This is a genomic window from Sphingomonas sp. IBVSS2 (genome assembly GCF_002127225.1).
In the GTDB taxonomy this organism is placed as follows: Bacteria; Pseudomonadota; Alphaproteobacteria; order Sphingomonadales; family Sphingomonadaceae; genus Sphingomonas.
Window position 1 is genome coordinate 346,256 of sequence record NZ_NFUR01000003.1, and the last position, 24,669, is coordinate 370,924.

General features: G+C 66.3%; 28 protein-coding genes, 1 tRNA gene and 1 pseudogene. 23 read left to right on the forward strand and 7 right to left on the reverse strand.

From position 1 onward, the window contains the following. Positions 1-17: 17 nt before the first annotated feature. From hemB to CAP40_RS11860, 5 genes are all read left to right on the forward strand, one after another. Positions 18-1,004, forward strand: a complete 987-nt coding sequence (gene hemB, locus CAP40_RS11840) for a porphobilinogen synthase (RefSeq protein ID WP_086129717.1) — start codon at positions 18-20, stop codon at positions 1,002-1,004. Continuing rightward, entirely contained in the window at positions 1,001-1,537 is a 537-nt protein-coding gene (locus CAP40_RS11845; RefSeq protein WP_086129718.1) for a GNAT family N-acetyltransferase, read from the forward strand. Before hemB ends, CAP40_RS11845 begins: the two co-directional genes overlap by 4 nt. Beyond that, on the forward strand, positions 1,534-2,076 hold the full coding sequence (locus tag CAP40_RS11850) for a GNAT family N-acetyltransferase (protein WP_086129719.1): 543 nt from the start codon (positions 1,534-1,536) through the stop codon (positions 2,074-2,076). Before CAP40_RS11845 ends, CAP40_RS11850 begins: the two co-directional genes overlap by 4 nt. Continuing rightward, a complete protein-coding gene (locus CAP40_RS11855) occupies positions 2,073-2,603 on the forward strand; it encodes a GNAT family N-acetyltransferase (RefSeq protein WP_086129720.1) in 531 nt (176 codons plus the stop codon). Before CAP40_RS11850 ends, CAP40_RS11855 begins: the two co-directional genes overlap by 4 nt. Before the next feature lie 318 nt (positions 2,604-2,921). Beyond that, positions 2,922-5,204 carry a fused MFS/spermidine synthase gene (locus CAP40_RS11860; protein WP_086129721.1) on the forward strand — a complete coding sequence of 761 codons (2,283 nt, stop codon included), beginning with the start codon at positions 2,922-2,924 and terminating at the stop codon, positions 5,202-5,204. Here CAP40_RS11860 and CAP40_RS11865 read toward each other — a convergent pair whose 3' ends face one another. Further along, positions 5,205-5,702: a hypothetical protein gene (locus tag CAP40_RS11865; protein WP_086129722.1), complete on the reverse strand. Its 498-nt coding sequence runs from the start codon at positions 5,700-5,702 to the stop codon at positions 5,205-5,207. Positions 5,703-5,784: 82 nt separating this feature from the next. On the opposite strand from CAP40_RS11865, the gene CAP40_RS11870 reads away from it, so the two are divergent. Continuing rightward, a tRNA-Arg gene (locus CAP40_RS11870) sits at positions 5,785-5,861 on the forward strand. A gap of 249 nt (positions 5,862-6,110) precedes the next feature. Then, positions 6,111-6,380 (forward strand): hypothetical protein, encoded by a 270-nt coding sequence (locus CAP40_RS20805; protein ID WP_241213342.1) that lies wholly within the window; start codon positions 6,111-6,113, stop codon positions 6,378-6,380. A 9-nt stretch (positions 6,381-6,389) separates the two neighbouring features. Here CAP40_RS20805 and CAP40_RS20810 read toward each other — a convergent pair. The 3 genes and pseudogenes from CAP40_RS20810 to CAP40_RS11890 form a co-directional block, all read right to left on the reverse strand. Next, positions 6,390-7,514 (reverse strand): annotated as a pseudogene (locus CAP40_RS20810) (recombinase family protein); the annotation flags it as partial. 394 nt (positions 7,515-7,908) lie between these two features. Beyond that, on the reverse strand, positions 7,909-8,202 hold the full coding sequence (locus CAP40_RS11885) for a type II toxin-antitoxin system RelE/ParE family toxin (protein WP_086129724.1): 294 nt from the start codon (positions 8,200-8,202) through the stop codon (positions 7,909-7,911). After that, complete coding sequence (locus tag CAP40_RS11890) at positions 8,199-8,468, reverse strand: CopG family ribbon-helix-helix protein (RefSeq protein ID WP_086129725.1); 270 nt, start codon at positions 8,466-8,468, stop codon at positions 8,199-8,201. Before CAP40_RS11890 ends, CAP40_RS11885 begins: the two co-directional genes overlap by 4 nt. A 461-nt stretch (positions 8,469-8,929) precedes the next feature. On the opposite strand from CAP40_RS11890, the gene CAP40_RS11895 reads away from it, so the two are divergent. Then, entirely contained in the window at positions 8,930-10,969 is a 2,040-nt protein-coding gene (locus tag CAP40_RS11895; RefSeq protein WP_086129726.1) for a ParB/RepB/Spo0J family partition protein, read from the forward strand. 94 nt (positions 10,970-11,063) lie between these two features. On the opposite strand, the gene CAP40_RS11900 is transcribed toward CAP40_RS11895, so the two are convergent. Together CAP40_RS11900 and CAP40_RS20815 are read right to left on the reverse strand one after the other, a co-directional pair. Continuing rightward, a complete protein-coding gene (locus tag CAP40_RS11900; RefSeq protein WP_086129727.1) occupies positions 11,064-11,663 on the reverse strand; it encodes a hypothetical protein in 600 nt (199 codons plus the stop codon). A 108-nt stretch (positions 11,664-11,771) separates the two neighbouring features. Further along, the gene (locus CAP40_RS20815; protein ID WP_256924155.1) at positions 11,772-11,894 is read right to left on the reverse strand and encodes a hypothetical protein; all 123 of its coding nucleotides are present in this window, start codon (positions 11,892-11,894) and stop codon (positions 11,772-11,774) included. A 338-nt stretch (positions 11,895-12,232) separates the two neighbouring features. Between CAP40_RS20815 and CAP40_RS11905 the strand changes: the two genes are divergently transcribed. The 4 genes from CAP40_RS11905 (at position 12,233) to CAP40_RS11920 (ending at position 15,592) form a co-directional block, all read left to right on the forward strand. After that, entirely contained in the window at positions 12,233-12,532 is a 300-nt protein-coding gene (locus CAP40_RS11905) for a DUF736 domain-containing protein (protein ID WP_086129728.1), read from the forward strand. A gap of 179 nt (positions 12,533-12,711) precedes the next feature. Continuing rightward, the gene (locus tag CAP40_RS11910; protein ID WP_137861103.1) at positions 12,712-13,845 is read left to right on the forward strand and encodes a hypothetical protein; all 1,134 of its coding nucleotides are present in this window, start codon (positions 12,712-12,714) and stop codon (positions 13,843-13,845) included. Between the two features lie 7 nt (positions 13,846-13,852). Next, the gene (locus CAP40_RS11915) at positions 13,853-14,410 is read left to right on the forward strand and encodes a hypothetical protein (RefSeq protein ID WP_086129730.1); all 558 of its coding nucleotides are present in this window, start codon (positions 13,853-13,855) and stop codon (positions 14,408-14,410) included. Positions 14,411-14,749: 339 nt separating this feature from the next. Next, on the forward strand, positions 14,750-15,592 hold the full coding sequence (locus CAP40_RS11920; RefSeq protein ID WP_086129731.1) for a DUF932 domain-containing protein: 843 nt from the start codon (positions 14,750-14,752) through the stop codon (positions 15,590-15,592). A 155-nt stretch (positions 15,593-15,747) separates the two neighbouring features. Here the strand turns inward: CAP40_RS11920 and CAP40_RS11925 are convergent, their stop codons facing one another. Next, entirely contained in the window at positions 15,748-15,975 is a 228-nt protein-coding gene (locus CAP40_RS11925) for a helix-turn-helix domain-containing protein (protein WP_086129732.1), read from the reverse strand. Between the two features lie 165 nt (positions 15,976-16,140). On the opposite strand from CAP40_RS11925, the gene CAP40_RS11930 reads away from it, so the two are divergent. From CAP40_RS11930 to CAP40_RS11980, 11 genes are all read left to right on the forward strand, one after another. Continuing rightward, entirely contained in the window at positions 16,141-16,413 is a 273-nt protein-coding gene (locus CAP40_RS11930) for a DNA -binding domain-containing protein (protein ID WP_086129733.1), read from the forward strand. Between the two features lie 145 nt (positions 16,414-16,558). Further along, on the forward strand, positions 16,559-16,780 hold the full coding sequence (locus tag CAP40_RS20820) for a transcriptional regulator domain-containing protein (protein WP_086129734.1): 222 nt from the start codon (positions 16,559-16,561) through the stop codon (positions 16,778-16,780). Beyond that, on the forward strand, positions 16,674-17,342 hold the full coding sequence (locus CAP40_RS20825) for a DUF2285 domain-containing protein (RefSeq protein WP_200888830.1): 669 nt from the start codon (positions 16,674-16,676) through the stop codon (positions 17,340-17,342). Before CAP40_RS20820 ends, CAP40_RS20825 begins: the two co-directional genes overlap by 107 nt. A gap of 128 nt (positions 17,343-17,470) precedes the next feature. Further along, positions 17,471-17,737 (forward strand): AlpA family transcriptional regulator, encoded by a 267-nt coding sequence (locus CAP40_RS11945; RefSeq protein WP_015459426.1) that lies wholly within the window; start codon positions 17,471-17,473, stop codon positions 17,735-17,737. Then, positions 17,734-18,240: a DUF2840 domain-containing protein gene (locus CAP40_RS11950; RefSeq protein WP_086129735.1), complete on the forward strand. Its 507-nt coding sequence runs from the start codon at positions 17,734-17,736 to the stop codon at positions 18,238-18,240. Before CAP40_RS11945 ends, CAP40_RS11950 begins: the two co-directional genes overlap by 4 nt. After that, positions 18,237-18,806: a S26 family signal peptidase gene (locus tag CAP40_RS11955; RefSeq protein WP_086129736.1), complete on the forward strand. Its 570-nt coding sequence runs from the start codon at positions 18,237-18,239 to the stop codon at positions 18,804-18,806. The genes CAP40_RS11950 and CAP40_RS11955 overlap by 4 nt, the downstream gene beginning before the upstream one ends. Positions 18,807-18,841: 35 nt before the next feature. Then, entirely contained in the window at positions 18,842-19,165 is a 324-nt protein-coding gene (locus tag CAP40_RS11960) for a DUF736 domain-containing protein (protein ID WP_249340942.1), read from the forward strand. A gap of 4 nt (positions 19,166-19,169) precedes the next feature. Beyond that, positions 19,170-20,093, forward strand: a complete 924-nt coding sequence (locus tag CAP40_RS11965) for a lytic transglycosylase domain-containing protein (RefSeq protein WP_086129738.1) — start codon at positions 19,170-19,172, stop codon at positions 20,091-20,093. A 238-nt stretch (positions 20,094-20,331) separates the two neighbouring features. Then, entirely contained in the window at positions 20,332-22,089 is a 1,758-nt protein-coding gene (locus tag CAP40_RS11970) for a DUF3363 domain-containing protein (protein WP_086129739.1), read from the forward strand. A 19-nt stretch (positions 22,090-22,108) separates the two neighbouring features. Next, a complete protein-coding gene (locus CAP40_RS11975) occupies positions 22,109-24,082 on the forward strand; it encodes a conjugal transfer protein TraG (RefSeq protein WP_086129740.1) in 1,974 nt (657 codons plus the stop codon). Positions 24,083-24,091: 9 nt separating this feature from the next. Then, a complete protein-coding gene (locus tag CAP40_RS11980) occupies positions 24,092-24,517 on the forward strand; it encodes a CopG family transcriptional regulator (protein ID WP_086129741.1) in 426 nt (141 codons plus the stop codon). The last annotated feature ends 152 nt before the right edge of the window (positions 24,518-24,669 follow it).

The window sequence follows — 24,669 nt, forward strand, 5'->3', positions numbered from 1 at the left end:
GGCGCATCAGCGCGGCCATGAGTCAGTATCCCGCGCTCCGCCTCCGCCGCACCCGCGCCTCCGAATGGAGCCGCCGGCTGCATGCGGAAACCGTGCTCACTCCGGCGAATCTGATCTGGCCGCTCTTCGTAACCGAAGGCACGGCGGAAGAGCCGATCGCCTCGCTCCCCGGCGTCTCGCGCTGGGGGCTGAAGGACATCGTAGCGCGTGCGCGCGAGGCCCGCGACCTCGGCATTCCCTGCCTGGCGCTCTTCCCCAACACGCCCCGGGAACTGCGCACCGATGACGGGCGCGAGGCGCTCAACCCGGACAATCTGATGTGCCGGGCGATCCGCGCGATCAAGGACGCGGTGCCCGATATCGGCGTGCTCACCGACGTAGCGCTCGATCCCTATACCGCGCACGGCCATGACGGCATCGTCGACGCCCAGGGCTATGTCCTGAACGACGAGACCAGCGCCGTGCTGGTCGACCAGGCACTGCTCCAGGCCGAGGCGGGGGCGGACATCGTCGCCCCGTCGGACATGATGGACGGCCGGGTGGGCGCCATCCGCGGCGCGCTGGAGGCCAATGGCCATGTCAACGTCCAGATCATGGCCTATGCCGCCAAATATGCCTCGGCCTTTTACGGCCCGTTCCGCGACGCGGTCGGCAGCCGCGGGCTGCTCAAGGGCGACAAGAAGACCTATCAGATGGATCCGGCCAATGCCGAGGAAGCGCTGCGGGAAGTCGCGCTCGACCTGGCCGAGGGCGCGGACAGCGTGATGGTGAAGCCCGGGCTGCCCTATCTCGACATCATCCTGCGCGTGAAGGACGCGTTCCAGGTGCCCGTGTTCGCCTATCAGGTCTCCGGCGAGTATGCGATGATCGAGGCCGCCGCGGCGGCCGGGGCAGGGGAGCGCGAGGCGCTGGTGCTCGAGACGTTGATGGCCTTTCGCCGCGCCGGCTGCTCGGGCGTGCTCACCTATCACGCGCCGCTGGCGGCAAGGCTGCTCGCCGGGTGATCGCCACCGAACGCCTTCTCCTCCGCCCCTGGCGCGAGGCGGACAAGCCCGTCTTCCATGCCCTCGCCAATACGCCGGCGATGATGGCGCATTTCGGCGGCCCCGTGCCCCGGGCGAAGCATGATGCGATCATCGACAAGATGATGGCGCAGCAGGAATGCCATGGCCATTGCATGTGGGTGGTCGAGCTCCGCGAGACCGGCGAGATGGCCGGCGTCTGCGGCGTGCGCATCGGTGGCCATCCCGACACGCCGGTGCCCGAGGAACTGGAGATCGGCTGGCGCATCGGCGAGAGATTCTGGGGGCAGGGCATTGCCCGCGAAGCGGCCGAGGCAAGCATCGCCTGGAGCTGGGCCAACACCGCCCGCCCGCGCATCGCCGCCTGGACGGTGATCGGCAACACGCGCAGCTGGGGCCTGATGGAGCGGCTCGGCATGCACCGTCGCGCCGATCTCGATTTCCGGCACCCCGATTATGCGCCCGGCGATCCCTTCGGCGCGATGATCGTCTATACGATCGACCGTCCGGCATGATCGAGACCGCCCGCCTTCGCCTGCGGCCCTGGGCGCCTGAGGATCGTCCGGCGTTCGAGGCGCTGGTCAACACACCGGCGATGATGGCCAGGCTCGGCGGGCTGAAGGCGCCCGTGGACATCGATGCGATGTTCGCGCGGCGGCTCGAGGATCAGGCCCGTTATGGCTTCTGCTATTGGGCCACGATGCTGCGCGAGACCGGCGAACTGGTCGGCAGTTGCGGCATCCGTATCGCCAGCAACTATGGTGCCGAAGCGCCCGTTGCCGGGATGCCGGAGATCGGCTGGCGCGTTGCCGAGGCGCATTGGGGCAAGGGCTATGCCCGCGAGGCCGCCGAGGCGAGCATCGCCTGGGGCTGGGCCAATCTCGATGCGACGGCGATCGGCGCCTGGACGACGATCGGGAACGACCGCAGCTGGGGGCTGATGGAGCGGCTCGGCATGCGTCGTCGCCCCGATCTCGACTTCCGCCTGCGCGGGCATCGGCCTGACGACCCCGTCGGCGCGATGATCGTCTACCTGTTGGAGCGCGCCCGATGATCGAGACCCAGCGCCTGATCCTGCGCCGTTGGCGGGACGGCGATCGCCCGGCCTGGCATGCCATGGGCCGGGATCCCGCAGTGATGGAGTTCCTCGGCCCGCCGATGGGCCCGGAGGCCGCCGACGCCGCGATGGCGCGGCAGAACGCCCTGCTCGACGCGCACGGCCATTGCTTCTGGGCAGTCGAGCGTAAGGAAGACGGCGCGTTCCTTGGCTTTTGCGGCCTCAAGCCCGGCCCGGAAGGCACGCCGCTTTTCGGCGAAGTCGAGATCGGCTGGCGCTTCGCTCCGGCCTATTGGGGCAAGGGCTATGCCCGCGAGGCCGCGCAGGCCAGCCTCGACTGGGCCTGGGCCCATCTCGACGTGCCGACGGTCGCCGCGATGACGGTGCTCGGCAACAGCCGAAGCTGGGGGCTGATGGAGCGCCTGGGAATGGCGCGCGCGCCCGCCGACGACTTCATCCATCCACAGGCTCCCGACTGGCTGAACCCGCATATCACCTATCGGATCGCACGCCCCCTCGGGTGAGGCACCGGGGCCTGTCGGCGCTTTCCTCTTTACGATCCGGAGATCCCCCGGCGAGGCCGTATCGGGAACCGCCTGCATTCCTCTCCCGGAGGGAGAGGGGGACCGCCGGCACATCCAGACCCTTTACTAGCGGGATTTCCTCTGCTTGCGTCCATGGCATGATCGTGTCGCACATCCCGCAGCCCGCCATATCGGGGCAGGGCCGAGATTCCGGGGAGGGAAATCGGGGCCCCCACAGCCCGAACTTCGTGAAGTTCCGCGCGCGGTTCATCCATCTGCAAGGCGAATCGCTGCACAGCGGCGCGGGGGCCTGAAACGATGGAGAATGCAATCGACGACGTGACGCCGCGGGCCGGCACGCGCACCACGCGCTGGCTGTTCGTCGCCGCGATCCTCGCCGGCTCCTTTCTGCTCTTCCTCGTCCAGCCCATGGTCGCGCGCATGGCGCTGCCCCAATTGGGCGGCGCGCCCGCGGTGTGGAACAGCGCGATGCTGGTCTATCAGGCGCTGCTGCTCGGCGGCTATTCCTATGCGCATTGGCTCGGCCGGGTGCCGCCCCGGGCCCAGGCGACGATCCATCTCGCAGTGCTCCTGGCAGCGGCGCTCTGGTTGCCGATCGGCGTGATCGCGATGGAATTGCCCGGCGAGGCGGAGCCGGCGCTCTGGGTGCCCTGGCTGCTCGTCGCCTCGATCGGCCCGCTGTTCTTCGCGATCTCGGCCCAGGCGCCGCTTCTCCAGCGCTGGTACAGCATCGCCAGCCATGGGCGGGATCCCTATGCGCTTTACGCCGCCTCCAATATCGGCAGCTTCGGCGGGCTGATCGCCTATCCATTGATCGTCGAGCCCAATCTGGCGCTCAAGGGGCAGAGCTGGCTGTGGACCGGCGGTTACGTGCTGGTGCTGCTCCTCGTCGCCGGCTGTGCCGCGCGCCTGCCGCGCCGGGCGGAAGACGAGCCGCATGTCGCGCACCATACGCCCGCGCCGCCCTGGCGCCGGGTGTTCCACTGGATCGCGCTAGCACTGGTCCCCTCGGGACTGATGCTGGCGACCACCACCTTCCTCACCACGGACATCGTCGCGGTGCCGATGCTGTGGGTGCTGCCGCTCGGCCTCTATCTGCTGAGCTTCTCGGTCGCTTTCCGCGACAATGCGGTGCTGCCCGAGATTCTCACCAAGTTCGCGCCGGTGATCATCCTGATGTTCGGCGCGACACTGATCGCCGGCCATCAGCAGCTCGCCTATCTCAACGCCGTCATCGGGCTGCTGCTGCTCTTCACCGTCTCGGTGACGCTGCATGCCCGCATGTATGCCCTGCGGCCGGCGCCGGACCGGCTCACCGGCTTCTATCTCGCCATGTCGGTGGGCGGGGTGCTCGGCGGCGTGTTCGCCGGCCTGATCGCGCCGATCCTGTTCGACTGGACCTATGAATATCCCCTCCTCGTCCTGGCGGCGGGAGCTCTCTGCCCGCAGATGTTCCTTCTGTCGGCGATCGGGGATTTCTGGCGGCACGGCGCCCGCGGCAAGACGATCACGCTGGTCGCGCTGGTCGCGCTGCTGGTCTGGCTCGGCGCGGCCAATCCCGGCAATCTGCTCGGCATCATGCACGAGCAGATCGCCTTCGTGCTCGTCGCGCTGCTCGGGCTGTTCGCGGTGGGACGCCGGCCGGCCTATCTCGCGGCGCTGGCCGGCGGGCTCATCCTGTTCGGCGGCTATCGCTCGATCCAGCTCTCGCTCACCGACGCCCGCACCCGCAGCTATTTCGGCGTCTACACCGTCACCGACTATGACAATGAGCGCCAGCTCGCGCACGGCACCACGCTGCACGGTATCCAGCTGAAGGGCGCGCTCTCGACCCGGCCGACCACCTATTACGTGCCGGGATCGGGCGTGGGGCAGGCGATGCAGGCGCTGCCCGATCTCTATGGCCCGGCCGCGCGCGTCGGCGTGGTCGGCCTCGGCACCGGCACGCTCGCTTGCTATGCCAAGCCCGGCCAGAGTTGGCGCTTCTTCGAGATCGATCCGGCGATCGTCCATCTCGCCCGCGATTCGGGCAAGTTCACCTTCCTGCGGCAATGCGCGCCCCAGACGCGCATCTCGATCGGTGACGCGCGCGTCCGGCTCACCGAGACGCAGAGCGCCAGCCTGGACCTGCTCGCGCTCGACGCCTTCTCGTCGGACACGGTGCCGATGCACCTGCTCACGCGCCAGGCCTTCGTCACCTATGGCCGGGTGCTCGCGCCCAACGGGCTGCTGCTCGTCCACATCTCCAACCGGTTCATGGCGCTGGCGCCGGTGGTGTCCGCCGCGGCGCGCGACGGTGGCTGGAAGGCGGTGCGGCTGTCCTATGAGCCGGAACCGCATTTCGTCGCCATGCCGCAGCCGGGCGGCGGCACGAAGGTGGAGCAGGTCGAGCCCGAGGCCGAATCGGCTTCGGAATGGATCGCGCTCAGCCATGACCAGACGATGCTCGACCGGCTGGTGGCGCGCGGCGGCGGCTGGCGACGGCTTCAGTCCTGGCCCGGTTTCGAGCCCTGGACCGATGATTATGCTTCGGTGATGCCGGTGCTCCGGGTGCTGCACCCGGAACTGGCGGGGAACTGACTAGCGGCCCGTGCCGCCCAGCGCGGCTTCGAGCGAATCGATCCTTGCCTGTTGCGAGGAGGCGGCCCGATCGGCATCGGCCAGGGCGGCATCGAGCGTGGGATAGGGCGGCAGGCCGTCGACGCCGCGCTGGGCGGCCAGCTCGTCCAGCTCGGACAGGGCAGTCACGGCCGGGCGGCGCAGCTCGGCGAGCTGGCCCATCGCAACCTGCGCCTGCAGCCAAGCCTCGGAGCCCTGGGGCAGGCCCCGCGAGACGGCGATCCTGGCCTCGGCATCCTGGGCGCCGGCAGTGAAGGCCTTGGTGCCTGCATCCAGCGCCGCACGGATCTCGGCGATTCGCTTGTCGAGCGCGGCATCGGGCGTCGCGACCGGCACCGGCCGCTCAGGCTCGGCGAGGCTCGTCGATTCGATCGGGCGGGGCAGCAGCGAGGGATATCGGCCCGTCGCCTGGGTGCAGCCGGCGAGCCCGGCGAAGCTGAGCAGCAGAATAAATCGCATGTCAGCGCCTTATGCTTGTGGAAAACTGCACGCAACGGCTTGCGCGATCCGAAAACCGCTTCTAAAGGCACCCCTCCACAGCGCGCCCGTAGCTCAGCTGGATAGAGCATCAGACTACGAATCTGAGGGTCGGACGTTCGAATCGTTCCGGGCGCGCCATTTCGGTTCAAAGGCGCGAACGCCTAGCACCGCCGCCTCTACGCCAGAGGCGGCGGTTAGGGTTCGGAGCAACTCACTGCGCAGGCCGCGAATCCGAACCTCCGTCTTGCTGACCACCTCGACGCGCTGCGCGACCGCCCGGATATGATCGCGGGCAAATGAGCCATCGCCCTGACGCAGCTTCTTGCGCGCCGCCATCGCAAAGGCACGCAGGCTCTCTGGCGTGATCGCAGGACCGATCTTCTCGATATGCGCCACCGCCCGCTCGGCATCGCCCCTGGCTTGATCGCGGGTTGCCGTCAGTTCGGCGATCCGATCCTTGAGCGACGAATCGCTCACGTCGATCACACCATTCTCGATCGCGTCATAGAGTCGCTTGAGCTTCGCTTCGGCCTCGGTCGCGCGGCGCTCCAGATCGGCGACATGGAGCCGCCGCTGATCCACCCATTCGTCGCGGCGTTCGAGAATCTGATCCATCATCTCTTCAAGCCGCTTCGGATCGAGCAGTCGCCACTCTAGATGCCCGACTACGGCTTCGTTCAGCCGATCCATCGGGACCGTGATGCCAGGGCAGCCCTTCGCGCCCTGCCGCGCCTTCGTGGAGCAAGTGTAATAGCGATACTCGCGGCCGACGCTGCTGGTGCCGGTGCGCAGCGTCATTGCGCCGCCGCAGCACGCGCAGAAGCAGATACCCGTGAGCAGCGTTGGGCCGCCCACGGCCATCGGCGGCATCATCTTCGGGCTGCGTGCCTTGAGCGACCGCTGCACGGCCTCGAACTCCGCCTCCGAGACGATGGCGGGCACTTCCATGATCGCGTGCTCGCTCTCGGGCTTGGGGGCTTTGGTGCGATAATCCCGATAGTTGAACTTGTGCTGGCCGATATAGGTCGTGCGGGTGAGCACCTGATGCACGGCTCCAAGCCCCCAGCGCCCGCCGTCGCGGGTGCGGATATTGTTGTCGTTGAGCCAGGTCGCGATTGCCTTGAGGCCCATCGGCCCGTTGTCATCAACGCCGTTCAGCGCCATCCGGTAGATGCGCCGCACCGTCTCGGCCTGGATCGGGTCGATCTCCAGCTTCTTCTTGATCTTCGCGCCGCGGTGGCCAGCCTCGACGATCCGATAGCCGATGGGTGGCCGCGCGCCGTTCCAGAAGCCTTGCCGCGCATTCTCCTTCATCGATCGCAGCGTGTGCTTGCCGTTCTCTTTCGACTGATATTCGTCGAACAGCGTCATGATCTGGCGCATCATCACGCTCATCGGATCGTCGCCCAAATCTTGCGTAATCGAGATCAGCCGCACGCCATTCTTCGCCAGCTTGCGGACGTAGAACTCGAACTGAAACTGGTCGCGGAAGAAGCGCGAGAAGCTGTGGACCAGGATCACGTTGAACGGCGACGGCTTCTGCATCGCTGCGTCGATCATCGCCTGAAATGCCGGCCGACGATCATCGGTCGCGGTGTTGCCCGGTTCGACGAACTCGGCCGCGACCTCCCAGCCGCGCGACAGGCAATAGCCTTCGATCTGGCGGCGCTGGTCGGGGATCGACAGGTCGCTCTCGGCCTGGCGGCCGGTGGAAACGCGCAGATAGAGCGCGGCGCGAGCTATTGCCATGACCGGCGGGGTGTCCTCGACGCGAAGGGCGGCGTCGGTCATGGCCTTATCCTCCTTAGTTCACGGCAGGGGGCCGAACAGGTCGTCCAGCTCCTTGCGCAAATGGCCTTCGATGACGCGCAACTCGGCGTCGCCGATCGGCACCCGCTCGGGCCAATCGTCCGTGACCGCGAATGGCCCGCAATCTTTGATGGCGCGAGCGCGGGACGGCGCGCGCTTCGCTGGCGCCTGCATATAGTCGTGCAGGTCGTCGAGACCGTCCGACCAGCCGCGCGGCGCGCGACGACGACGTTTGCGAGACAGGGCCATGCGCCGATGCTGATGCCCGGCTGGGCTGGGTGCAAACGGTCCGGCCCGGCGTAGCGCAGATAAGTGTTCAGGGCGGCTTTGCCGCCGAACGCCGCGTCGCGGCCCGTGGTCGCCAGCGCCATCGCCGTTACTCCTCCGACTCGAAGCTGCGGTTTTCGCGGCAATGCCAGAGGCGCAGAATGAAGATGGTCGCCGCTACGAGCTCGTAGCGCATCTCGTAATTGCCCACGATGATCCGGCGGACCTCGCGCGGCTCATAGGCTTCCAGCTTCTCGCCGATCCTCGGATAATCGAGCAGCCGATCCGGTGCGTGGGCGAGCTGCTGGACCACGCGCGCTGCCGCTTCGGGCGCGACCGGGCTCAGATGCTCGTGCAGACGCACAAGGTCCGACGACGCCTTGCTGGTCCACTGGATCTTCATTTGATCGGTGAGGGCAGCGGTTTGTCCGTCCCAAGGCTGTCGGCCCATGCCGTGATCGCCTGGTGGTCGATCACCCGTCCGGCATCGACGTCATCAAGGGCTTCGAGCGTCATCCGGTGACGTTCCTCCTCCTGATCGACCCATGCGGCGAGCGCTTGTTTCATCACCCAGCCGCGCGAGCGTTCGAGCCGCGAGGCCATCGCTTCAACCTTTTCCGCGAGCCCCAAGGGGACGTGCGCGGTCAATACCTTCGTCTCAGTCGCCATGTTTATCACCTGCCATCAATCTGATTAAAATATAATCGAAATGACGAGAAAGGCAAGTTGGGCGGGGGGGGCGCCTCCCTGCGGGACCGCCGCTCTATCTCCGCTGCACTCCGACCGAGCCCCTGACGGGTCTCGTCCCTGCCGGGTGACGATCAGCATGGCGGGTTGGCGCTGACGCGCTGGTTGGCAATCCGCATCGCGGATTGTCGCTATTCAATGCTGCGGAGATCGGGCCAGGGCTGCGCCGGCCCGATCGCGCTGCTGTGTCGTTTCACTCCCGCGATGGGGTGGGCGTCGCTTCCCTTTAGGCCCGCCGCGCCGGGCCGCAACGCGCGTGGCCGCGCTTACTTCCTCTTCGTTCCAGCCCTTCGGGTGCGTCCCGGCTCCGTCGGCGGGCCTGCCGGTCGCTTCTTCGCCGCCCACCCCATTCCGGGGTGAGTGCGGTTTTTAGGAGAAGTGTGATGAACGCTGTTACCGAAACCGTTGCTGCCGAGCCTGTATCGGGCGTCGAGATTTTCGTGCCGCTCGCCAAGCTCAAGAAGTCCCCGCGCAACGCCCGTAAGGTGCCGCATGGGGAGGCCGCTATCGAGGCGCTGGCCGCGTCGATCCAGCATAAGGGGCTGATCCAGAACCTTGTCGTGGAGCCGGAAACCAAGGAGGACGGGACGCCGACCGGCTATTATCTCGTTACCGCTGGCGAGGGCCGCAGGCTGGCGATGCTGCTGCGCGCCAAGCGCAAGCAGATCAGGAAATCCGAGCCGGTGCGCTGCTGGCTGGATACCGCCAACGATCCGTCCGAGATCAGTCTGGACGAGAACGTGACCCGGACCCCGATGCACCCCGCCGACCAGTTCGAGCGGTTTGCGGAGCTTTCCAATGATAAAGGCTGGGGCGCGCAGGAGATCGGCGCGCGGTTCGGCGTGTCGGCGGGCGTGGTGAAGCAGCGGCTTCGCCTTGGCGCTGTCAGCCCCAAGCTGTTGCAGGTCTATCGTGAGGATGGGCTGACCTTGGATCAGCTTATGGCCTTCGCCATCACCGAGGACCATGCCCGGCAGGAGCAAGTGTTTGAGGGCCTGCATCACAATCGCGAACCTTGGATCATCCGGCGCGACATGACCGCCGCCAACGTGCCCGCCGATGATCGCCGTGCGGTATTCATCGGGGCCGACGCCTATGTTGAGGCCGGCGGCAATATCATCCGCGACCTGTTCAGCGAGGACCGTGGCGGGTTCTTCGAGGATGTGGGCTTGCTCGATATGCTCGCCGCCGAAAAGCTGCGCGACATTGCGAGCGAGGTGCAGGCCGAGGGCTGGAAATGGGCCGAGGCGCATATCGACTATCCTCATGCCCACGGGATGCGGCGTTTCTATCCGCAGCCCATCGCCCTGTCCGACGAGGACGAGGCGCGGCTGGACGCGCTGTCCGCCGAGTATGATACGCTTGCCGATGGCTATTCGTCCTATGACGAAATGCCCGAGGACGTTGCGGCGAAGCTGGAGGCGGTGTCCGACGAGATCGACACGATTTCGGCCAAGCGTTCGGCCTACGACGCCAATGTGATCGCGCATGGTGGGGCGTTCGTCGTGTTGCACCATGATGGCAGCGTTCGAGTCGAACGTGGTTTCGTGCGGCTCGAGGATGAGGCGCTGGCCGACCCACAGCCCGAGCCGGAAGAAGGCGATGCGACCGTCCCGGAGACCGGGAAGGACGAGCGGCCGGAGGATGGCGATGAGGACGTGCAGGACGTTGAGGAGGAAGAGGAGCCGGGCAAGCCGATTTCCGACAGCCTCACCCGCGACCTGTCCGCGCATCGGACGCTGGCGCTTCGCGTGGCGCTGGCCGATCAGCCCGATACGGCGTTGATCGCGCTGACCCATACCCTGACCGCGCAACTGTTCTACAGCTATGCCGAGGCCGGTTGCCTTGAGGTTCGTCCGACCGTGACCCCCCTGGGAAGCCATGCGGACGGGATCGAAGACACGCCCTTGGCGGCGCGGGCGAGCGCGCAGCATGAGGCATGGGCCGAGCGCATGCCGCGTGACGTGGCTGACCTGTGGGACTTCATCGTCGGACTGGCGGACGAAAAGCGCATTGCGTTGCTGGCGCATTGCGCGGCGCGCACCGTCAACGCACTGCGTCTGCCGTGGGACCGCAAACCCCGCTCGCTGCAAACGGCGAACAGGCTGGCGACCGAGCTGGCACTGGACGTGGCGAGGGACTGGACACCTACCGTGGACAGCTACCTTGGCCGTGTCACCAAGGCGCATATCGTGGAGGCCGTCGCCGAAGGCGTGTCGGAGGATGCCGCCCGCCGTATCGCGGACATGAAGAAGCTGGACATGGCGCAAGCCGCCGAGCAGCTTCTGGCCGGGACCGGCTGGCTGCCCGCGATCCTGCGGACGCCCGAGCCGGAGGCGGAGCAGCCCGCGACCGTCGAGGCCGAGGACGCCGGGACCGTCGGGGAGGACGGCGAAGCGTCCTTTGCCGTCGCCGCCGAATAGCGGCATTGGGCCGGGGCCGCGCGAGCGGCTCCGGCCTTATCCTTCGACCGGAAAAATCGCGGCGGCGCGCTTGTCGCGCGCCGCCGCTGTTCGATCAAGGTGCGTCCTGAAGGCCCAGCAAGGTGCGGTGAGCCTTCTCCAGGCGGTCGGGTTGCCGGCCTTCCTTCATCATGACTTCGAAATAGCGGGTACAGCGAAGCATCGCGTCGAGCGCGAAGGACAGCGCTTTCGGGATCTCCGTTTCGAACGGACCCAGAATATTGGTCACGCCGCCTTTGCCATTTCTCTTCTTCAAGCCATCGAGACTGCTGCTGGACAGATGGCCGTAAAAAGCGCTGACCAAACGATATTCGAGATAACCCGACCGTTTCGGCATGGTCTGGGCGATCTTTTTAACACTGAGGCTCTTTCGTTTGGCTAGCTTCGCAACGTGATGCGCCTCGCGCTTCAGCGACGCCGCGACAACGGCGGCATCCGAGGGATGCTCTTCGCGAAGTAATATCTCCCGTTGGATCGCATTGTCGTGCTCGTCGATCTCCAGCGCTTCGAGCGCCTTGAGTGGATCGGTGGCGAGCAGGCTCAGCCAGAATCCCACTTCGTAGATCGCGCGCACGGCGCCCGCCGCTTCGATGGCCATGGCGCGTTCGGCCAGCATGACAGATGCCGCGAACGCGTTCATCGCGCGCCCATACATGCGCACCGCTGTCGGGGCTTGCGCATCAGCCGGCCCACCATTGCCGGCGTCCTGATGTTCCTGGAAGAGCCAGGTGGCGTAACGATTAACGTCGCGCGCCAGGTCGAATCATGGCGCATAATTCTCGATGTAGATCGCCCGCCAGTCCTCGATCAGGGGCGAGAGCAATCCTTCCTCCGCCAGTCCCTCGCGAGGGTCTTGGTCTTCCCGCTGGTAGTCGTGATTCGTCATCGCACCGGCGTAGCATCTTCGCGGGAATGATGGGCGCTACTGACCTCCTCGTTTCGCGCGTGTGCGCCACGATCGCTTTGTCCCTCTGCTATTCCTAGCCCGGCGCTGCCCAAACAGCCTCCCCAATGGCTGGTCTGCCCGAGGCCGTTCGCCTTCCCGCAATGGCGGATCGCCACTTTTTTCCGCCGCCTGCGGCTTTGCATCGCGAGGCAAAAAAGCGGCGCTCCGCCATCCTCCGCTGCGCTGCGGCCCTTCGGGTGCGCGGTCGATCGTCCCCAGCCGACGAAACGCCATCGAGGCCGCGATGGGCGCGGTCCGAGCAAGCAGGAGAATACGACATGGCTACGATCGGTACCTTCACCGCCAACAGCAAGGGCGAGTTCGCCGGCGTCATCAAGACGCTTACCCTCAACACCAAGGCGACCCTCCGCCCGGTCGACAAGGACGGCGAGAAATCCCCCGACTTCCGCATCAGCACCGCTGACATGGACATCGGCGCGGCCTGGAAGAAGACCAGCCGCGAAGGCCGCGACTACATCTCAGCCAAGCTGGACGACCCGAGCTTCCCGGCTCCGGTCTACGCCACGCTCTCCGAGAGCGACACCGCCGGCGAATACGTCCTCATCTGGTCGCGCTGACCAGCCAATGACGCCCCGCTCCTCGGAGCGGGGCGTCATTCTCGTCGAAACAGCACGCCGTCTTGACGACAAATGCAAAGCCGTCCCAATCGACGATTACGTTCTGCCGAGCTTCTGTTACTGCGGGTCGAGGGGGGATCGTGGCTCATCTATCAGTAACCGCGTTAGCGTCCGAGACGATGGCTGCACTCACACATGCTGCGGTCCAGGCATCGTCGACGCCGTTACCTGTCGCAGCGCCGCCTGCTTCCAGTATGGTCGTGTGGGCGGCGATCATCGGCGCAACCAGCGCGCTACTCGTCTCGATATTAAAGGACTATCTCTTCGAGCGTTTGAAAGAACGGCGCGTCAGGGAGCAATCGGAGGCTACTGTATATCGTCAGTATCTGGCGCCGCTAAGCGAGTCCTGCGAGAAGATCGTCTGGCGATCGAAAGAAATATTTATCGACAAGCGGCATGCGTTTTTGAAGACTTCCACGCTTCCGTTAGATTTCAACGCCTACAAGCGGATCAGCACACTCTACAGGATCGCGACGCTGATCGGGTGGATTCGGGGGATGAACCTTGAGTTGCGTGCCCTGCCGCGTGGAAAAACAAACGTCGCCACGCCGATTTCAAAGCAGATCGCAGCTTTTCAAAAGGCGCTCGCGGACGGACCACACGTTGAACTCCATCGCCTGACGCGACTTAGCGCCCTTTGGGGTATCGATCTCACAAGGCTCGATCAGACCTGCCAAGCAGCCCTAGCCATGCGCTTCGAAGTGGAGGCTCACACAGCCACTGAGGGTAAACTGAAATCAGACCCCGATCACCTTCGGAGTCTTCCCGTCGATAAAAAGTTGGAAATTTGCCGACGTCTTGCCGCGTATCTCGCCAAGGAAACGGGGGGCAAGGCGCCGGATGACGATGTTGTAAGAGAAACCGTAGAGCGCGCCGTCGGCGGATTGTCCTACCGTGAAGCGCTGCTCTATCGCGATTGGCAGGACGCGCTGGGCGACGCGATGATTGAACGAGACCCGGATTCTGTCCGGCGGTTCCGTATCATCGGATATGAGAAATTCACGCGGCTCCTGGAAACCGATGCTCCTTGGTTCGCGGTGCTCTCCAGAAGCATCGACGACATAGACTTTGACGAAATCGACCCCAGTGATTTTCGGTCGCAGCAACTGCGGGATTTGTCGGCTGCCGTCGCTTCCATCCTCATCGGCATCGCCGGAACCAAGGATGCATCTCTAGTCGACGCGACGACCCTTGAAGCCGCGGCCGGATTACAAAAGGCAATTGCGGAAGCCACTCAGACCGCAGGAGCATGATGTAACAATGGAGATGATCAGCGTCCCGATTTCCATAGCGTCGCTCGCCGTTTCGGTCGGTACCTTCTGGTTGGTCCTTCTTCGCCGAGGGCGCTTGGCAATGACGATGCCGACGATCGTGTTTTTCGGCCATGACATCGTGCCAAAACCCACACCTAAGATCTTCCTTCGGACGCTGCTCTACAGCACCGCTGCTCAGGGACAGGTTGTCGAAGGCATGTATGTTAAGGCGCTCAGGAACGGCACCGAACGGACGTTCAGCTTCTGGGGTTATGGCGAAACCGAGAAGCTGTCCGCCGGCAGCGGTCTATATATCAGCCGTGCGGGGCTGGCCGCCAATCATCATTTCGTTCTTTCCGTCCATGAGGACGAATATCGGTTCGAGCCCGGCGATTATGCGATCACTGTCTATGCCCGCGTCGTCGGGCGACGGAAGCCCCTCAAACTTTCCAGCATTTCCATCACGCTCAATGATGAGCTGGCGGCAGAGCTTCGACTACAAAGGGGTGTACTCTTCGAGCGGAATCTGGACGGCCGCTACGAGGGGCACGCCCGCGACAGATGACCTGCCGACCGCGTCTATGATTCCCCACGGCTAAGCGATCGGGCCGAGATCGTTGGGGAACAGAGAAGGATGCGGTTCGAGCCGACTGACATTTTCGGGATATGTGATGTCGAAGCGCTAGCGCCGGGAAGCGCTTGCTTTGACAACAACAAGGGGCTTGGGGCGCTGCCCCTGGCGCCCTTCGGAGCGGCTTCCGCCCAGCTTCCTCCACGCTTCGCGTTCCGTGCAGCCGGTTCCCCGCGAAGCAGCCCACTCCGGTTGCACCCCCGGTCTCGCCGACGGGCAGGGTTTCAGCGCGGCGCTCCGCTGCGCGGAAACCCAAGCCCAAGGAGTCCAGCCATGTATCATCAGCTTGCCACCCGGTTCGGCCGCAATGCCCACCAGATCAGCGGCAGGGAGCCGCTCGACAATGAGGCACTGTATCGGCACGTCCCGTCCATCTTCGCCCGCGAGGCACACGACAGCCGGTCGGATCGCTACGTCTATGTTCCGACCATCGACATCGTGGAGGGGGTGCGCCGGGAAGGATGGTTCCCGTTCTTCGCCGTGCAGTCCGTTCCCCGCGACGGCAGCCGCCACGGCCACGCCAAACATATGCTGCGCCTGCGCCGTGCTGACGGCATCGGCAAGCCCGAGGCCGCCGAGGTCATCATCGTCAACAGCCATGACGGGACCAGCGCCTATCAGATGTTTGCCGGGATGCTGCGGTTCGTCTGCACGAACAGCATGATTGCGGGCGAGCGGTTTGAGGAGGTCCGCGTTCCGCACAAGGGCAATATAGAGCATGACATTATCGAGGGCGTTTATACCGTGGCCGAGGATTTCCCCCGGCTGATCGACGCCAGCGAAACCATGAAGGGGATTCAGCTTTCCGAGGACGAAAGGCGCTTGCTCGGCGAGGTTAGCCTTGTCGCGCGCTATGGCGAGGACGAAAGCCCGTTGCGGCCTGAGCAGATCATCGAGCCGCGCCGCCGCGAGGACACCGACCGCAGCCTGTGGACCACGTTCAACGTGATACAGGAGAATGTCATTCGGGGCGGGTTGCAGGGCCGCAGGCGCAACGCAGAAGGCCGCATCCGCCGCGCCCAGACCCGTGCGATCAACGGTATCGACCAGAATGTGACGCTCAATCGCGCTCTCTGGACCTTGGCCGAGGGAATGCAGCGCCTCAAAGCGGCCTGACCCCCATTACCGCAGGGCCGAAATGTCGGCCCTGCGGTTCCGCCAATTCGCGCCGATCCGCCATGGCGGACCGGCGGCGACCGCGCGTCCCAAGATCCGCGCGGTCGCAATCGCGCTCGCCGGGCAGACGCCCGGCTCGCAAATTCAGATGAAGGTTAGTCGGTCTCGGAGAGATCGGTCGCAGCGACAAGTTCGGCCGGCGTTACGCCGAGTGCCGAGGCCAGGTGAAACAACGTAACGACCGTCGGATTACGTCGACCGCGTTCCAGATCGCTGACATATTGTTGGGTAAAGCCGGACGTCTCGGCAAAGCGCTCCTGGGTAAAGCCCTTCTCCTTCCTCAATCTGGCAAAGTTCAATCCCACGAGGCGCCGCATGTCCATGCGCGGCAAACTGGACGATACAACTTATTCGGTTTATCCCATATAAGGTGTATTCACTGATTGGTGCGCGCTATCTCTGCCATTAGTGCATTCAACGATGCAGGACTTGCGCATAGCCCGGCGGTGTATTTCGGCTAGATTGGCTAACGGGGCGGGACCAACGCCATGAGCAGATGCCAGTTCAAGGATCAGGCGCCGGAGGCTGCAAAGGTGACGGCGTATGACGAAAGCCATGCGCAGGACTATCTGCGCCTGCTCGATGCCGAGGATGGGGGCGCAGACTGGCGCACCGTCGCTGCCGAGATTTTCGGTATCGATGCCGCAATCGAACCCGAACGGGCGAAGGCGGTGCACGCGAGCCACCTCGCGCGCGCAAGGTGGATGACAGAGGTCGGATATGCACATCTGCTAGGTGCGGAACCGCCGTTAAATCGTTAATATTTCGTCCGATTTGGTGCGATTAAGTCGTCAGTCCCGCCGCGCGACAGGCATGGCTGAGCGCAACCTTTGCGCTATCTGGGGGCGATCACGACGCCATCATGACACCCCTGAAGTATGTGCGATACGCACATGGGAGGATGCCATGCCGACGCCGCCACGGCGTCGCCAGCGGCGCGCCGATGGTCTATCCGGCGCGCTCGGGCGCGCCGATCTAGCTGCCGAATTCCTGCGAAGGAACCACACCTACCGCGCCGAACATGCGCAGATGCAGCAAAGCATCGCGAGCGGCGCCGTCGCGAGGAACACCGCCGAGGCGGCATTCGCGCGGCGCTGGGGGTTGTCCTTTCGCGACGGCGCCGGATGACCTGTCGGAGCCGGTCGCCTGGCGCCCCGAACTGACCGCCGTCACGGTCATTCTGGACGCCGCACCGGAGGGATTTGAGGCAGCAGCCCCGGTCGATCCGCGCGCGCTGGGTGCGCTGCTTGCCGACCTCGCCGGGATCGACGGACGCCATGTCATCGTCGCCGACGCTGCGGGCGAGCATCGGCTTTGGTTCCGCGCGCCGACGCCCGGTCAGCCGCTCGCCGCCGTCATCCCGCTCGACAAGGATTTCATCACCCGCATCGCGAGCCTGCTGCGTTTCCACCGCCGGCTGCTCGGGCGAGCGCCAGGGCCACTGCCGCGCGGTTGGCCGCTCACCGCCTATCGGCTTGTCCGGCTCGACCTGATGCTCTGCGCGCTCGACCTACGCGACTCCGGCGCGACCTACCGCGAGATCGCTGCCGAACTGGGCCGCGACGATGCGATCCGGCTATCGGCGAGCGACTGGAAGATGTCGGCCTCACGTTCGTTCGTCGTGCGCCTGGTCCGCGACGGCATCGCAATGATGAACGGCGACTATCGCAAGCTGCTCCGTATCCGCTGACAGATCTTTGCGGGCCTGCCCTGGCGGGGGTGGTCGCATCCGTGCAGCCGCACATCTTCATACCCCACCTGGCCGCCTCCCTTCTGACAATTACGCCTCCTGCCGCCACCGCCCGCAGGAGCCATCATTTGTCCGATACGCCCACCAATTTGCCGCCCCGCTTCCTGCGAACGCCCGAAGCCGCGCGCTTTCTCGGCCTCTCGGGCCGGACCCTTGAGAAGCACCGCTATTTCGGCACCGGCCCGGCCTACCGCCGGATCGGCGGCCGCGTCGTCTATTCGGTCGATGACCTGCGCGCCTGGGCCGACATCGGCATCAAGCATTCGACCTCCGATCCGGGGCAGGACGATCTCATGCCGCGCGCGGACTCCGCCATCGCCCGGAGCCGGCGATGAACGTCCCTCCGTCACCCATGCGCCACCGCCAGCCGTCCGATGACGACATGACCTGCGTCGAGCTGACGTGGATCGAAAAGCGGATCGAGCACTGGATCAGGTTCGGCCGCGTCGCGGCGGACGAGATTGTCGACCGCCGACGCCGCATCGTCCGCTTTCGCCCCGGCGCGATCTTCGCTTTCGTCCGCTGGGCGGCGAACGACTACGGCACGGTCAGCTCGCGCATCGATATCGTGCGCGCGGTCGGCGCGGGCGAGGCGTTCACGACGCTGCCCTTCGTGCGGCCGGGCGGCGACATCCTGCTCAAGATCGAGGGTTGGCCGAAGGTCAGCCAAGTGCTCGCGGCGATCGACGCGACCGAGGCCGCGGGCGTCGATCCCTGCGACGCCGCGCCCGACCATTGGCGGCACGTCGCCAACCGCATCGCCGCCGGACAAGCGCCGCGTCTCTACACGCTTGAGCGCCATCACGCCTGGCTGAAGCGCCGGGAGATCGAGGGATGACGCGCCGCTTCTATGTCCGCGCCACTGTCGCTGCCGCAACCGGGTTCACGGCTGCTTTCGCTGCGATCGCCGCCATTCATCCCGTGCCGCGCGTGCTGTGGAACGCCAGCGCCAGCGCGCCGCTCGGGCTCTACCGGATCGAGCCCGAGCGCGACCCGCCGCCCGGCGCGCTGGTCGCCGTCACGCCGCCCCAGCGTCTCGCGCGCTGGATGGCCGAGCGCCATTACCTGGGCGAAGGCGTGCCGCTGCTGAAGCATGTCGCCGGCAAGGCAGGACAGCGCATCTGCCGGCTGGGCGACAGCGTGAGCGTCGATCGGCGGCCCGTCGCTGTTGCGCGCAAGCGCGACCGGCTCGGCCGTCCACTGCCCGTCTGGCAGGGCTGTCGCACACTGGCGACCGGCGAACTGCTGCTGCTCAATCCTGCCGTCCCCGACAGCCTGGACGGCCGGTATTTCGGCTCGCTGCCGGCCTCAACCGTGATCGGCCGCGCAATCCCGATCCTCACCCGCGATGCCCCCGGCGCGCCGCTGACGTGGCGCGGCTGGAGCCGTGAACCCCGCACCTAGCCGCCAACTGAAAGGACCATCCCATGCAAATCGGCATGTTCACCCGCACCCCCAAAGGTTTTCAGGGCCGGATCGAGACGATGACGCTCGACGTGGCGCTCCGCATCGTTCCGGCAGAGCCGCAGGACGGCGAGAACGCGCCCGACTGGCGTGTCCATCTTGGCAAGACCGACAATGGCCCGGAGGTGGGCGCAGGCTGGAACGAGACCGGCGAGCGCGCTGGCGACTACGTCTCGCTGCGCCTCGACGATCCCGGCTTCTCGCAGCCGATCCGCGCCGCGCTGTTTCGCATCGGCGATGAGGATAGCGCCTGGGCGCTGCGCTGGAACCGGCCGCAAAAGCGCCGCGAGGAGGATTGAAGCGGTGCGCGTCTCGATCATCCCCTGGTTCGCGGGAAAACCGTCTCATCCCTTCGTCCCGCTCGGTCGCGGGTCGGCCGGCGCGCGCAGCGAAGGTCAAGGGCGGTCAACGGCCGGCGCTCTGCGCGCACCCTTTACCGCAGCGAGCACGCTGGCAGGTTGGCGTAGAAGCGGAGTCGGATCGGCTCTGGCGCTGACGATCCTGCTGTTTTTGCCCGGCGTCGGGCCGGTCGCGGCATCGGCGCAGGATGTCTCCGCCGATCGCGCGCCGGCCCATCATCCCTATGCCGGATATGTCGCCGACGCCGCGCGGCGGTTCGGCATTCCCGAGGCGTGGATTTGGGCCGTGATGCGCGTCGAGAGCAACGGCGACGCGCGCGCGGTTTCGACGGCCGGCGCGATGGGGCTGATGCAGATCATGCCCGCGACTTGGGGCCGTCTGCGCGCACGCTACGGGTTCGGCGCCGACCCCTTCGACGTGCGCGACAACATCATGGCGGGGACGGCTTATCTGCGCGAGATGCACGACCGCTACGGCGATGCCACCGCGATGCTCGCAGCCTATAACGCCGGGACCGGACGCACCGACGATTACCTGTCGCGCGGCCGTCCACTGCCCGCTGAAACCCGCGCCTATCTCGGAAGGCTGGCGTCGATCACGGGCGGGGGCGGCGATACTCGGCTTGCCGCCGCGTCGCTTCCCGATCCGTTGGCCTGGCGTCGCGCCGCGCTGTTCGTGCGCGTGGCGAGTGCGCAGGATGCGATGTCCGGCGTCCAGTCCGGTGGCGGGTTCACGGCGTCCGCATCGGCGCCTGAGCCGCCGTCTGTCAGCCCCGCGACCGACAGCTCGCAGGCCGTTCCGCAGCGTGAAGCTGCTCCGGCCGACACGCTGTTCGTTCCCCGCGCCCGCGCGGGCCGACCGCAATGACCGGCGGCCTCCTTCGATCGTTTGCCCCCCTCGGTTTGAAGGGCGAAGGGGCAGGAAGAAGTCGGAGGGGACGAGGGCAAGATACAAGCCGCACCCCGTTTCGCCGAAAAGCCGAGGCTTTTCATGTGGCTAACGTGGGGGCGTCGGTCGGCGAGCGTGCCGCTCGGAAGGAAAAAGCTAGGCATTTCAACGCGCCGAACGGCACCACGGCCGGTTTTCGGCGGAAAGCGGCCCGACCATGAGCGACGAGCGCGAGTTTCGCGTTCGGCCGGGCAAGGCCAAGCGCAGCAAGGCGCAGGGCCGCAATGCCCGCGGGCTGGTCGCCGAGGTGCTGCGCGTCGCGGCAACGAGCGGCGGCAGCCAGCGCGGGGGCTGGGGCGGACCCAGCCGGCGCGGCCAATCGAGCTTCGGGAAGGGACGCACGGCGTTTGCGCGCAGTCGCCTGTTCGGCTCCGGCCGCCGCGTGCTGGTGAAGGCGCTGCCGGTGCGCCACCGCATCGGCGGCCGGCGCATGGCGCCGCTGTCCGCGCACATCGCCTATCTCAAGCGCGAAGGCGTGACCCGCGATGGCTCGCCGACGCGCATGTTCGACGCCGAGTCCGACCGCGCCGATGATCGCGCGTTTGCGGATCGGTGCAGGGACGACCGACATCATTTCCGCATCATCGTATCGCCCGAAGATGCGAGCGAGCTGACCGACCTTCGCGAATACACCCGCGACCTTGTGCGCCAGATGGAGGCGGACCTGGGAACGCGGCTCGATTGGGTCGCGGTCGATCACTGGAACACCGACAACCCGCACGTCCATCTGCTGGTGCGCGGGCAGACCGACCAGGGTGCCGATCTCGTCATGGCCCGCGACTATATCAGCCACGGCCTGCGCTCGCGCGCCGAGGAGCTGGCCTTCGCCGAGTTGGGGCCGAAGCCCGAGCATGAAATCAGCCAAGCGCTCGACCGCGAGGTAACGGCGGAGCGCTGGACCCGGCTCGACACCGAGATCGGCCGCGTTGCCGACGAGCTGGGCGTCATCGACCTGCGCCCGGAGCGACCAGGCCCGGACGATCCGTGGCTCCGCCGCCTGATGGTCGGGCGCTTGCAGCACCTTGAGACGATGGGGCTCGCCGCCGAGGGCGAGCCGGGCCAATGGGCGGTCGCCGAAGGCGCGCAGGCGAAGTTGCGCGAGCTAGCCGCGCGCGGCGACATCATCCGCACCATCGGCCACGCGCTCAAGGATCACGGACAAGACCGATCGCTCGACAGCTATGCGGTTCTGAGCGACACGCCCGAGAAGCCGATCGTGGGTCGGTTGATCGGCAAGGGGCTGCACGATGAACTGACCGGCGCCGCCTATGCCGTGATCGACGGCACGGACGGCCGCGCGCATCATGTCCGCTTGCCCGGCATCGAGGGGCTGGAGCACAGCCCCAAGCTCGGCGGCATCGTCGAGCTGCGCGCGGTCGGCAAGCCCGGCGAGCCGAAGCCGAGCCTGATCCTCGCAACGCGATCGGACCTCGACCTGTCGGCGCAGGTCAAGGCGCCCGGTGCGACCTGGCTGGACCATCGCCTGATCGAGCGCGGCGTGGGCGTCGCGGACGGCGGGTTCGGCGCCGAGGTGCGCCGCGCGATGGACGCGCGCACCGACCATCTGGTCAAGGAAGGGCTGGCGCGCCGGTTCGGCGAGCGAACGGTGTTCGAGCGCGGTCTGATCGACACGCTGCGGCGGCACGAGCTGGACTCGGTTGGCGCGAAGATCGCGGGCGAGACGGGCCTTGCCTATCGGCCGACGCAAGCGGGCGAGAAGATCGCCGGCGTCGTTCGCCAGCGGCTCGCGCTCGCGTCCGGCCGCTTCGCCCTGATCGACGATGGCCTCGGCTTCCGCCTCGTACCCTGGGCAAGCGCCCTCGAACAGCAGCTCGGCCGTCAGGTGTCCGGCGTGATCCGCGACGGCGGCGGGCTCGACCTGATGATGGGCCGCAAGCGCGGCCTCGGCCTCTAGCCAGCGCAAGGAGACAAGCATGTCCGCGACCAAGATATTGTGGGGCCAGGTCATCACCGTGTTCCTGATCGTGCTCGCCGGTGTGTGGGGCGCGACGCAGTGGACTGCGGCCGCGCTCGCCTATCAGCCCGAGCTTGGGCCGCCCTGGTTCATGGCTTTCGGCTGGCGGGTCTATCCGCCGCCGGCCTTCTTCTGGTGGTGGTTCTCGTTCGATGCCTATGCGCCAGCCATATTCCAGACCGGGGCATTCATCGCCGCGTCGGGCGGGTTCGTGTCGATCGCTGTCGCAATCGGCATGTCCGTGTGGCGCGCGCGCGAGCTGAAGAACGCGGAGACATACGGCTCGGCGCGCTGGGCCAGCGAGAAGGAAATTCGCGGCGCAGGGTTGCTGGGGCCGAACGGCGTCGTGCTCGGCAAGCTCGCGCGCGATTATCTGCGTCACGATGGCCCCGAGCATGTGCTGTGCTTCGCGCCGACGCGGAGCGGCAAAGGCGTCGGTCTGGTCGTGCCGTCGCTGCTGACCTGGCCGGGATCTGCGATCGTCCATGACATCAAGGGTGAGAACTGGCAGCTCACCGCCGGCTTCCGGTCGCGGCATGGGCGCGTGCTGCTGTTCGATCCGACCAACGCTGCATCAGCCGCCTACAATCCGTTGCTCGAAGTGCGGCGCGGCCAGTGGGAGGTGCGCGACGTGCAGAATGTCGCCGACGTGCTGGTCGATCCAGAAGGCAGTCTCGAGCGTCGAAACCACTGGGAAAAAACTTCGCACTCGCTGCTAGTCGGCGCGATCCTCCACGTCCTCTATGCCGAAGCCGACAAGACGCTGGCCGGCGTGGCGTCGATTCTCTCCGATCCGTCACGCACAATCGAGCAGACGCTAGCCGCGATGATGGCGACGCCGCACCTGGGTGAAGCGGGCGTGCATCCTGTCGTCGCCTCGGCCGCGCGCGAACTGCTGAACAAATCCGACAACGAGCGGTCAGGCGTGCTCTCGACCGCCATGTCGTTCCTCGGGCTCTATCGCGATCCTGTCGTGGCGCAGGTCACGCGGGCGTGCCATTGGCGCATATCGGATCTGGTCGAAGGCGAGACGCCGGCGACGCTCTATCTGGTCGTGCCGCCCAGCGACATCTCGCGGACCAAGCCGCTAATCCGCCTGATCCTCAACCAGATCGGACGCCGGCTGACCGAGGAGCTGACACCAAAGGGCAACCGCCAGCGCGTGCTCCTGATGCTTGACGAGTTCCCGGCTCTCGGCCGGCTCGACTTCTTCGAGTCCGCGCTGGCGTTCATGGCGGGCTATGGCTTGAAAGCGTTCCTGATCGCACAGTCGCTCAACCAGATCGAGAAGGCATACGGGCCGAACAACGCGATCCTCGACAACTGTCATGTCCGGGTGAGCTTCGCCACCAACGACGAGCGCACCGCCAAGCGCGTGTCGGACGCGCTCGGCACCGCGACCGAGATGCGGGCGATGAAGAACTACGCCGGGCATCGCCTGTCGCCGTGGCTGGGGCATTTGATGGTGTCGCGCTCCGAGACCGCTCGCCAGCTCCTCACGCCCGGCGAGGTGATGCAACTTCCGCCCGGCGACGAGATCGTGATGGTAGCGGGTGTCCATCCGATCCGCGCGAAGAAGGCGCGCTACTTTCAGGATCGCCGCCTGTCCGAGCGGATCATGGACGCGCCCAAACCGAGTGCGGGCGCGGCGCGGGCCGACGACTGGACCGGCCGTGCCGCCGCCGCCGATCCGGCCGACGTGGCGCGGATCGTGCGGGCGCAGGAGGACGCCGCCAATGGCGGGCTCCGCCGTGAACCCGAGCTGCCCGAGCATGTCGCCATCGCGCCGGAGGCATCACCACCGCCCGCGCAGGAGTTTGCAATCGTCGATGACGAGCAGGACGATGTGGCGCGGCAGGCGGCCGTCCGTCGCCGGATGCAGGGGCTCGCACGTCAAGCGTCGCTCGCCCCCGGCGACGGCATCGAGTTGTAGGCAGCGGTCATGCGCGTTCGGCTCAACGTCTATTTTCCGCCCATGCTCGCCAAGCAGATCGACGAGTTGGCGATCCGGCGACGCATCTCGCGATCGGCGATCGTGGAGGCGGCGGTCACGTCCTATCTGTCGCCGGACGGCGCAGATCGGATGGAGGCGGCATTTGCCCGGCGGCTCGACCGCCTATCGCGCCAGGTCCAGCGGCTTGAACGCAATACGGGCCTTTCGACAGAGGCGTTGGCACTGTTTGTTCGCTTCTGGCTGTCGGTGACGCCGCCGCTGCCGGACGAGGATCAAGCCGCCGCCCAAGTGAAGGGTCGCAAGCGCTATGAGGGCTTCGTCGAAACGCTCGGCCGGCGCTATGCGAGCGGCAAGAGCCTGCTCGACGAGATCCCCGAAGATGTGCGGCCCAAATCCGCGACCGATTCGGAGTAAACGCGGGCCGATTGCAGGAACGGCCAGCGGGCCGATCCGCCATCGGTAAGTTTCTGCCGCCGCCTCTACTACGCCTTCAGCTATCTGTTGCTTAGGCCCCGTTTCTGCCTCTCTTGATGTGCCCCGACAGCCGGGCGGCGGTTCGCCCGGCC

What these genes read in the sequence shown, in the direction of transcription:
- hemB (WP_086129717.1), top strand. Translation starts at nt 18, where the DNA reads ATGAGTCAGTATCCCGCGCTCCGCCTCCGCCGCACCCGCGCCTCCGAA.
- CAP40_RS11850 (WP_086129719.1), top strand. Translation starts at nt 1,534, where the DNA reads ATGATCGAGACCGCCCGCCTTCGCCTGCGGCCCTGGGCGCCTGAGGAT.
- CAP40_RS11855 (WP_086129720.1), top strand. Translation starts at nt 2,073, where the DNA reads ATGATCGAGACCCAGCGCCTGATCCTGCGCCGTTGGCGGGACGGCGAT.
- CAP40_RS11860 (WP_086129721.1), top strand. Translation starts at nt 2,922, where the DNA reads ATGGAGAATGCAATCGACGACGTGACGCCGCGGGCCGGCACGCGCACC.
- CAP40_RS11865 (WP_086129722.1), bottom strand. Translation starts at nt 5,702, where the DNA reads ATGCGATTTATTCTGCTGCTCAGCTTCGCCGGGCTCGCCGGCTGCACC.
- CAP40_RS20805 (WP_241213342.1), top strand. Translation starts at nt 6,111, where the DNA reads ATGCGCCACCGCCCGCTCGGCATCGCCCCTGGCTTGATCGCGGGTTGC.
- CAP40_RS11885 (WP_086129724.1), bottom strand. Translation starts at nt 8,202, where the DNA reads ATGAAGATCCAGTGGACCAGCAAGGCGTCGTCGGACCTTGTGCGTCTG.
- CAP40_RS11890 (WP_086129725.1), bottom strand. Translation starts at nt 8,468, where the DNA reads ATGGCGACTGAGACGAAGGTATTGACCGCGCACGTCCCCTTGGGGCTC.
- CAP40_RS11895 (WP_086129726.1), top strand. Translation starts at nt 8,930, where the DNA reads ATGAACGCTGTTACCGAAACCGTTGCTGCCGAGCCTGTATCGGGCGTC.
- CAP40_RS11900 (WP_086129727.1), bottom strand. Translation starts at nt 11,663, where the DNA reads ATGTATGGGCGCGCGATGAACGCGTTCGCGGCATCTGTCATGCTGGCC.
- CAP40_RS20815 (WP_256924155.1), bottom strand. Translation starts at nt 11,894, where the DNA reads ATGACGAATCACGACTACCAGCGGGAAGACCAAGACCCTCGCGAGGGA.
- CAP40_RS11905 (WP_086129728.1), top strand. Translation starts at nt 12,233, where the DNA reads ATGGCTACGATCGGTACCTTCACCGCCAACAGCAAGGGCGAGTTCGCC.
- CAP40_RS11910 (WP_137861103.1), top strand. Translation starts at nt 12,712, where the DNA reads ATGGCTGCACTCACACATGCTGCGGTCCAGGCATCGTCGACGCCGTTA.
- CAP40_RS11915 (WP_086129730.1), top strand. Translation starts at nt 13,853, where the DNA reads ATGGAGATGATCAGCGTCCCGATTTCCATAGCGTCGCTCGCCGTTTCG.
- CAP40_RS11920 (WP_086129731.1), top strand. Translation starts at nt 14,750, where the DNA reads ATGTATCATCAGCTTGCCACCCGGTTCGGCCGCAATGCCCACCAGATC.
- CAP40_RS11925 (WP_086129732.1), bottom strand. Translation starts at nt 15,975, where the DNA reads ATGGACATGCGGCGCCTCGTGGGATTGAACTTTGCCAGATTGAGGAAG.
- CAP40_RS11930 (WP_086129733.1), top strand. Translation starts at nt 16,141, where the DNA reads ATGAGCAGATGCCAGTTCAAGGATCAGGCGCCGGAGGCTGCAAAGGTG.
- CAP40_RS20820 (WP_086129734.1), top strand. Translation starts at nt 16,559, where the DNA reads ATGCCGACGCCGCCACGGCGTCGCCAGCGGCGCGCCGATGGTCTATCC.
- CAP40_RS20825 (WP_200888830.1), top strand. Translation starts at nt 16,674, where the DNA reads ATGCGCAGATGCAGCAAAGCATCGCGAGCGGCGCCGTCGCGAGGAACA.
- CAP40_RS11950 (WP_086129735.1), top strand. Translation starts at nt 17,734, where the DNA reads ATGAACGTCCCTCCGTCACCCATGCGCCACCGCCAGCCGTCCGATGAC.
- CAP40_RS11955 (WP_086129736.1), top strand. Translation starts at nt 18,237, where the DNA reads ATGACGCGCCGCTTCTATGTCCGCGCCACTGTCGCTGCCGCAACCGGG.
- CAP40_RS11960 (WP_249340942.1), top strand. Translation starts at nt 18,842, where the DNA reads ATGTTCACCCGCACCCCCAAAGGTTTTCAGGGCCGGATCGAGACGATG.
- CAP40_RS11970 (WP_086129739.1), top strand. Translation starts at nt 20,332, where the DNA reads ATGAGCGACGAGCGCGAGTTTCGCGTTCGGCCGGGCAAGGCCAAGCGC.
- CAP40_RS11975 (WP_086129740.1), top strand. Translation starts at nt 22,109, where the DNA reads ATGTCCGCGACCAAGATATTGTGGGGCCAGGTCATCACCGTGTTCCTG.
- CAP40_RS11980 (WP_086129741.1), top strand. Translation starts at nt 24,092, where the DNA reads ATGCGCGTTCGGCTCAACGTCTATTTTCCGCCCATGCTCGCCAAGCAG.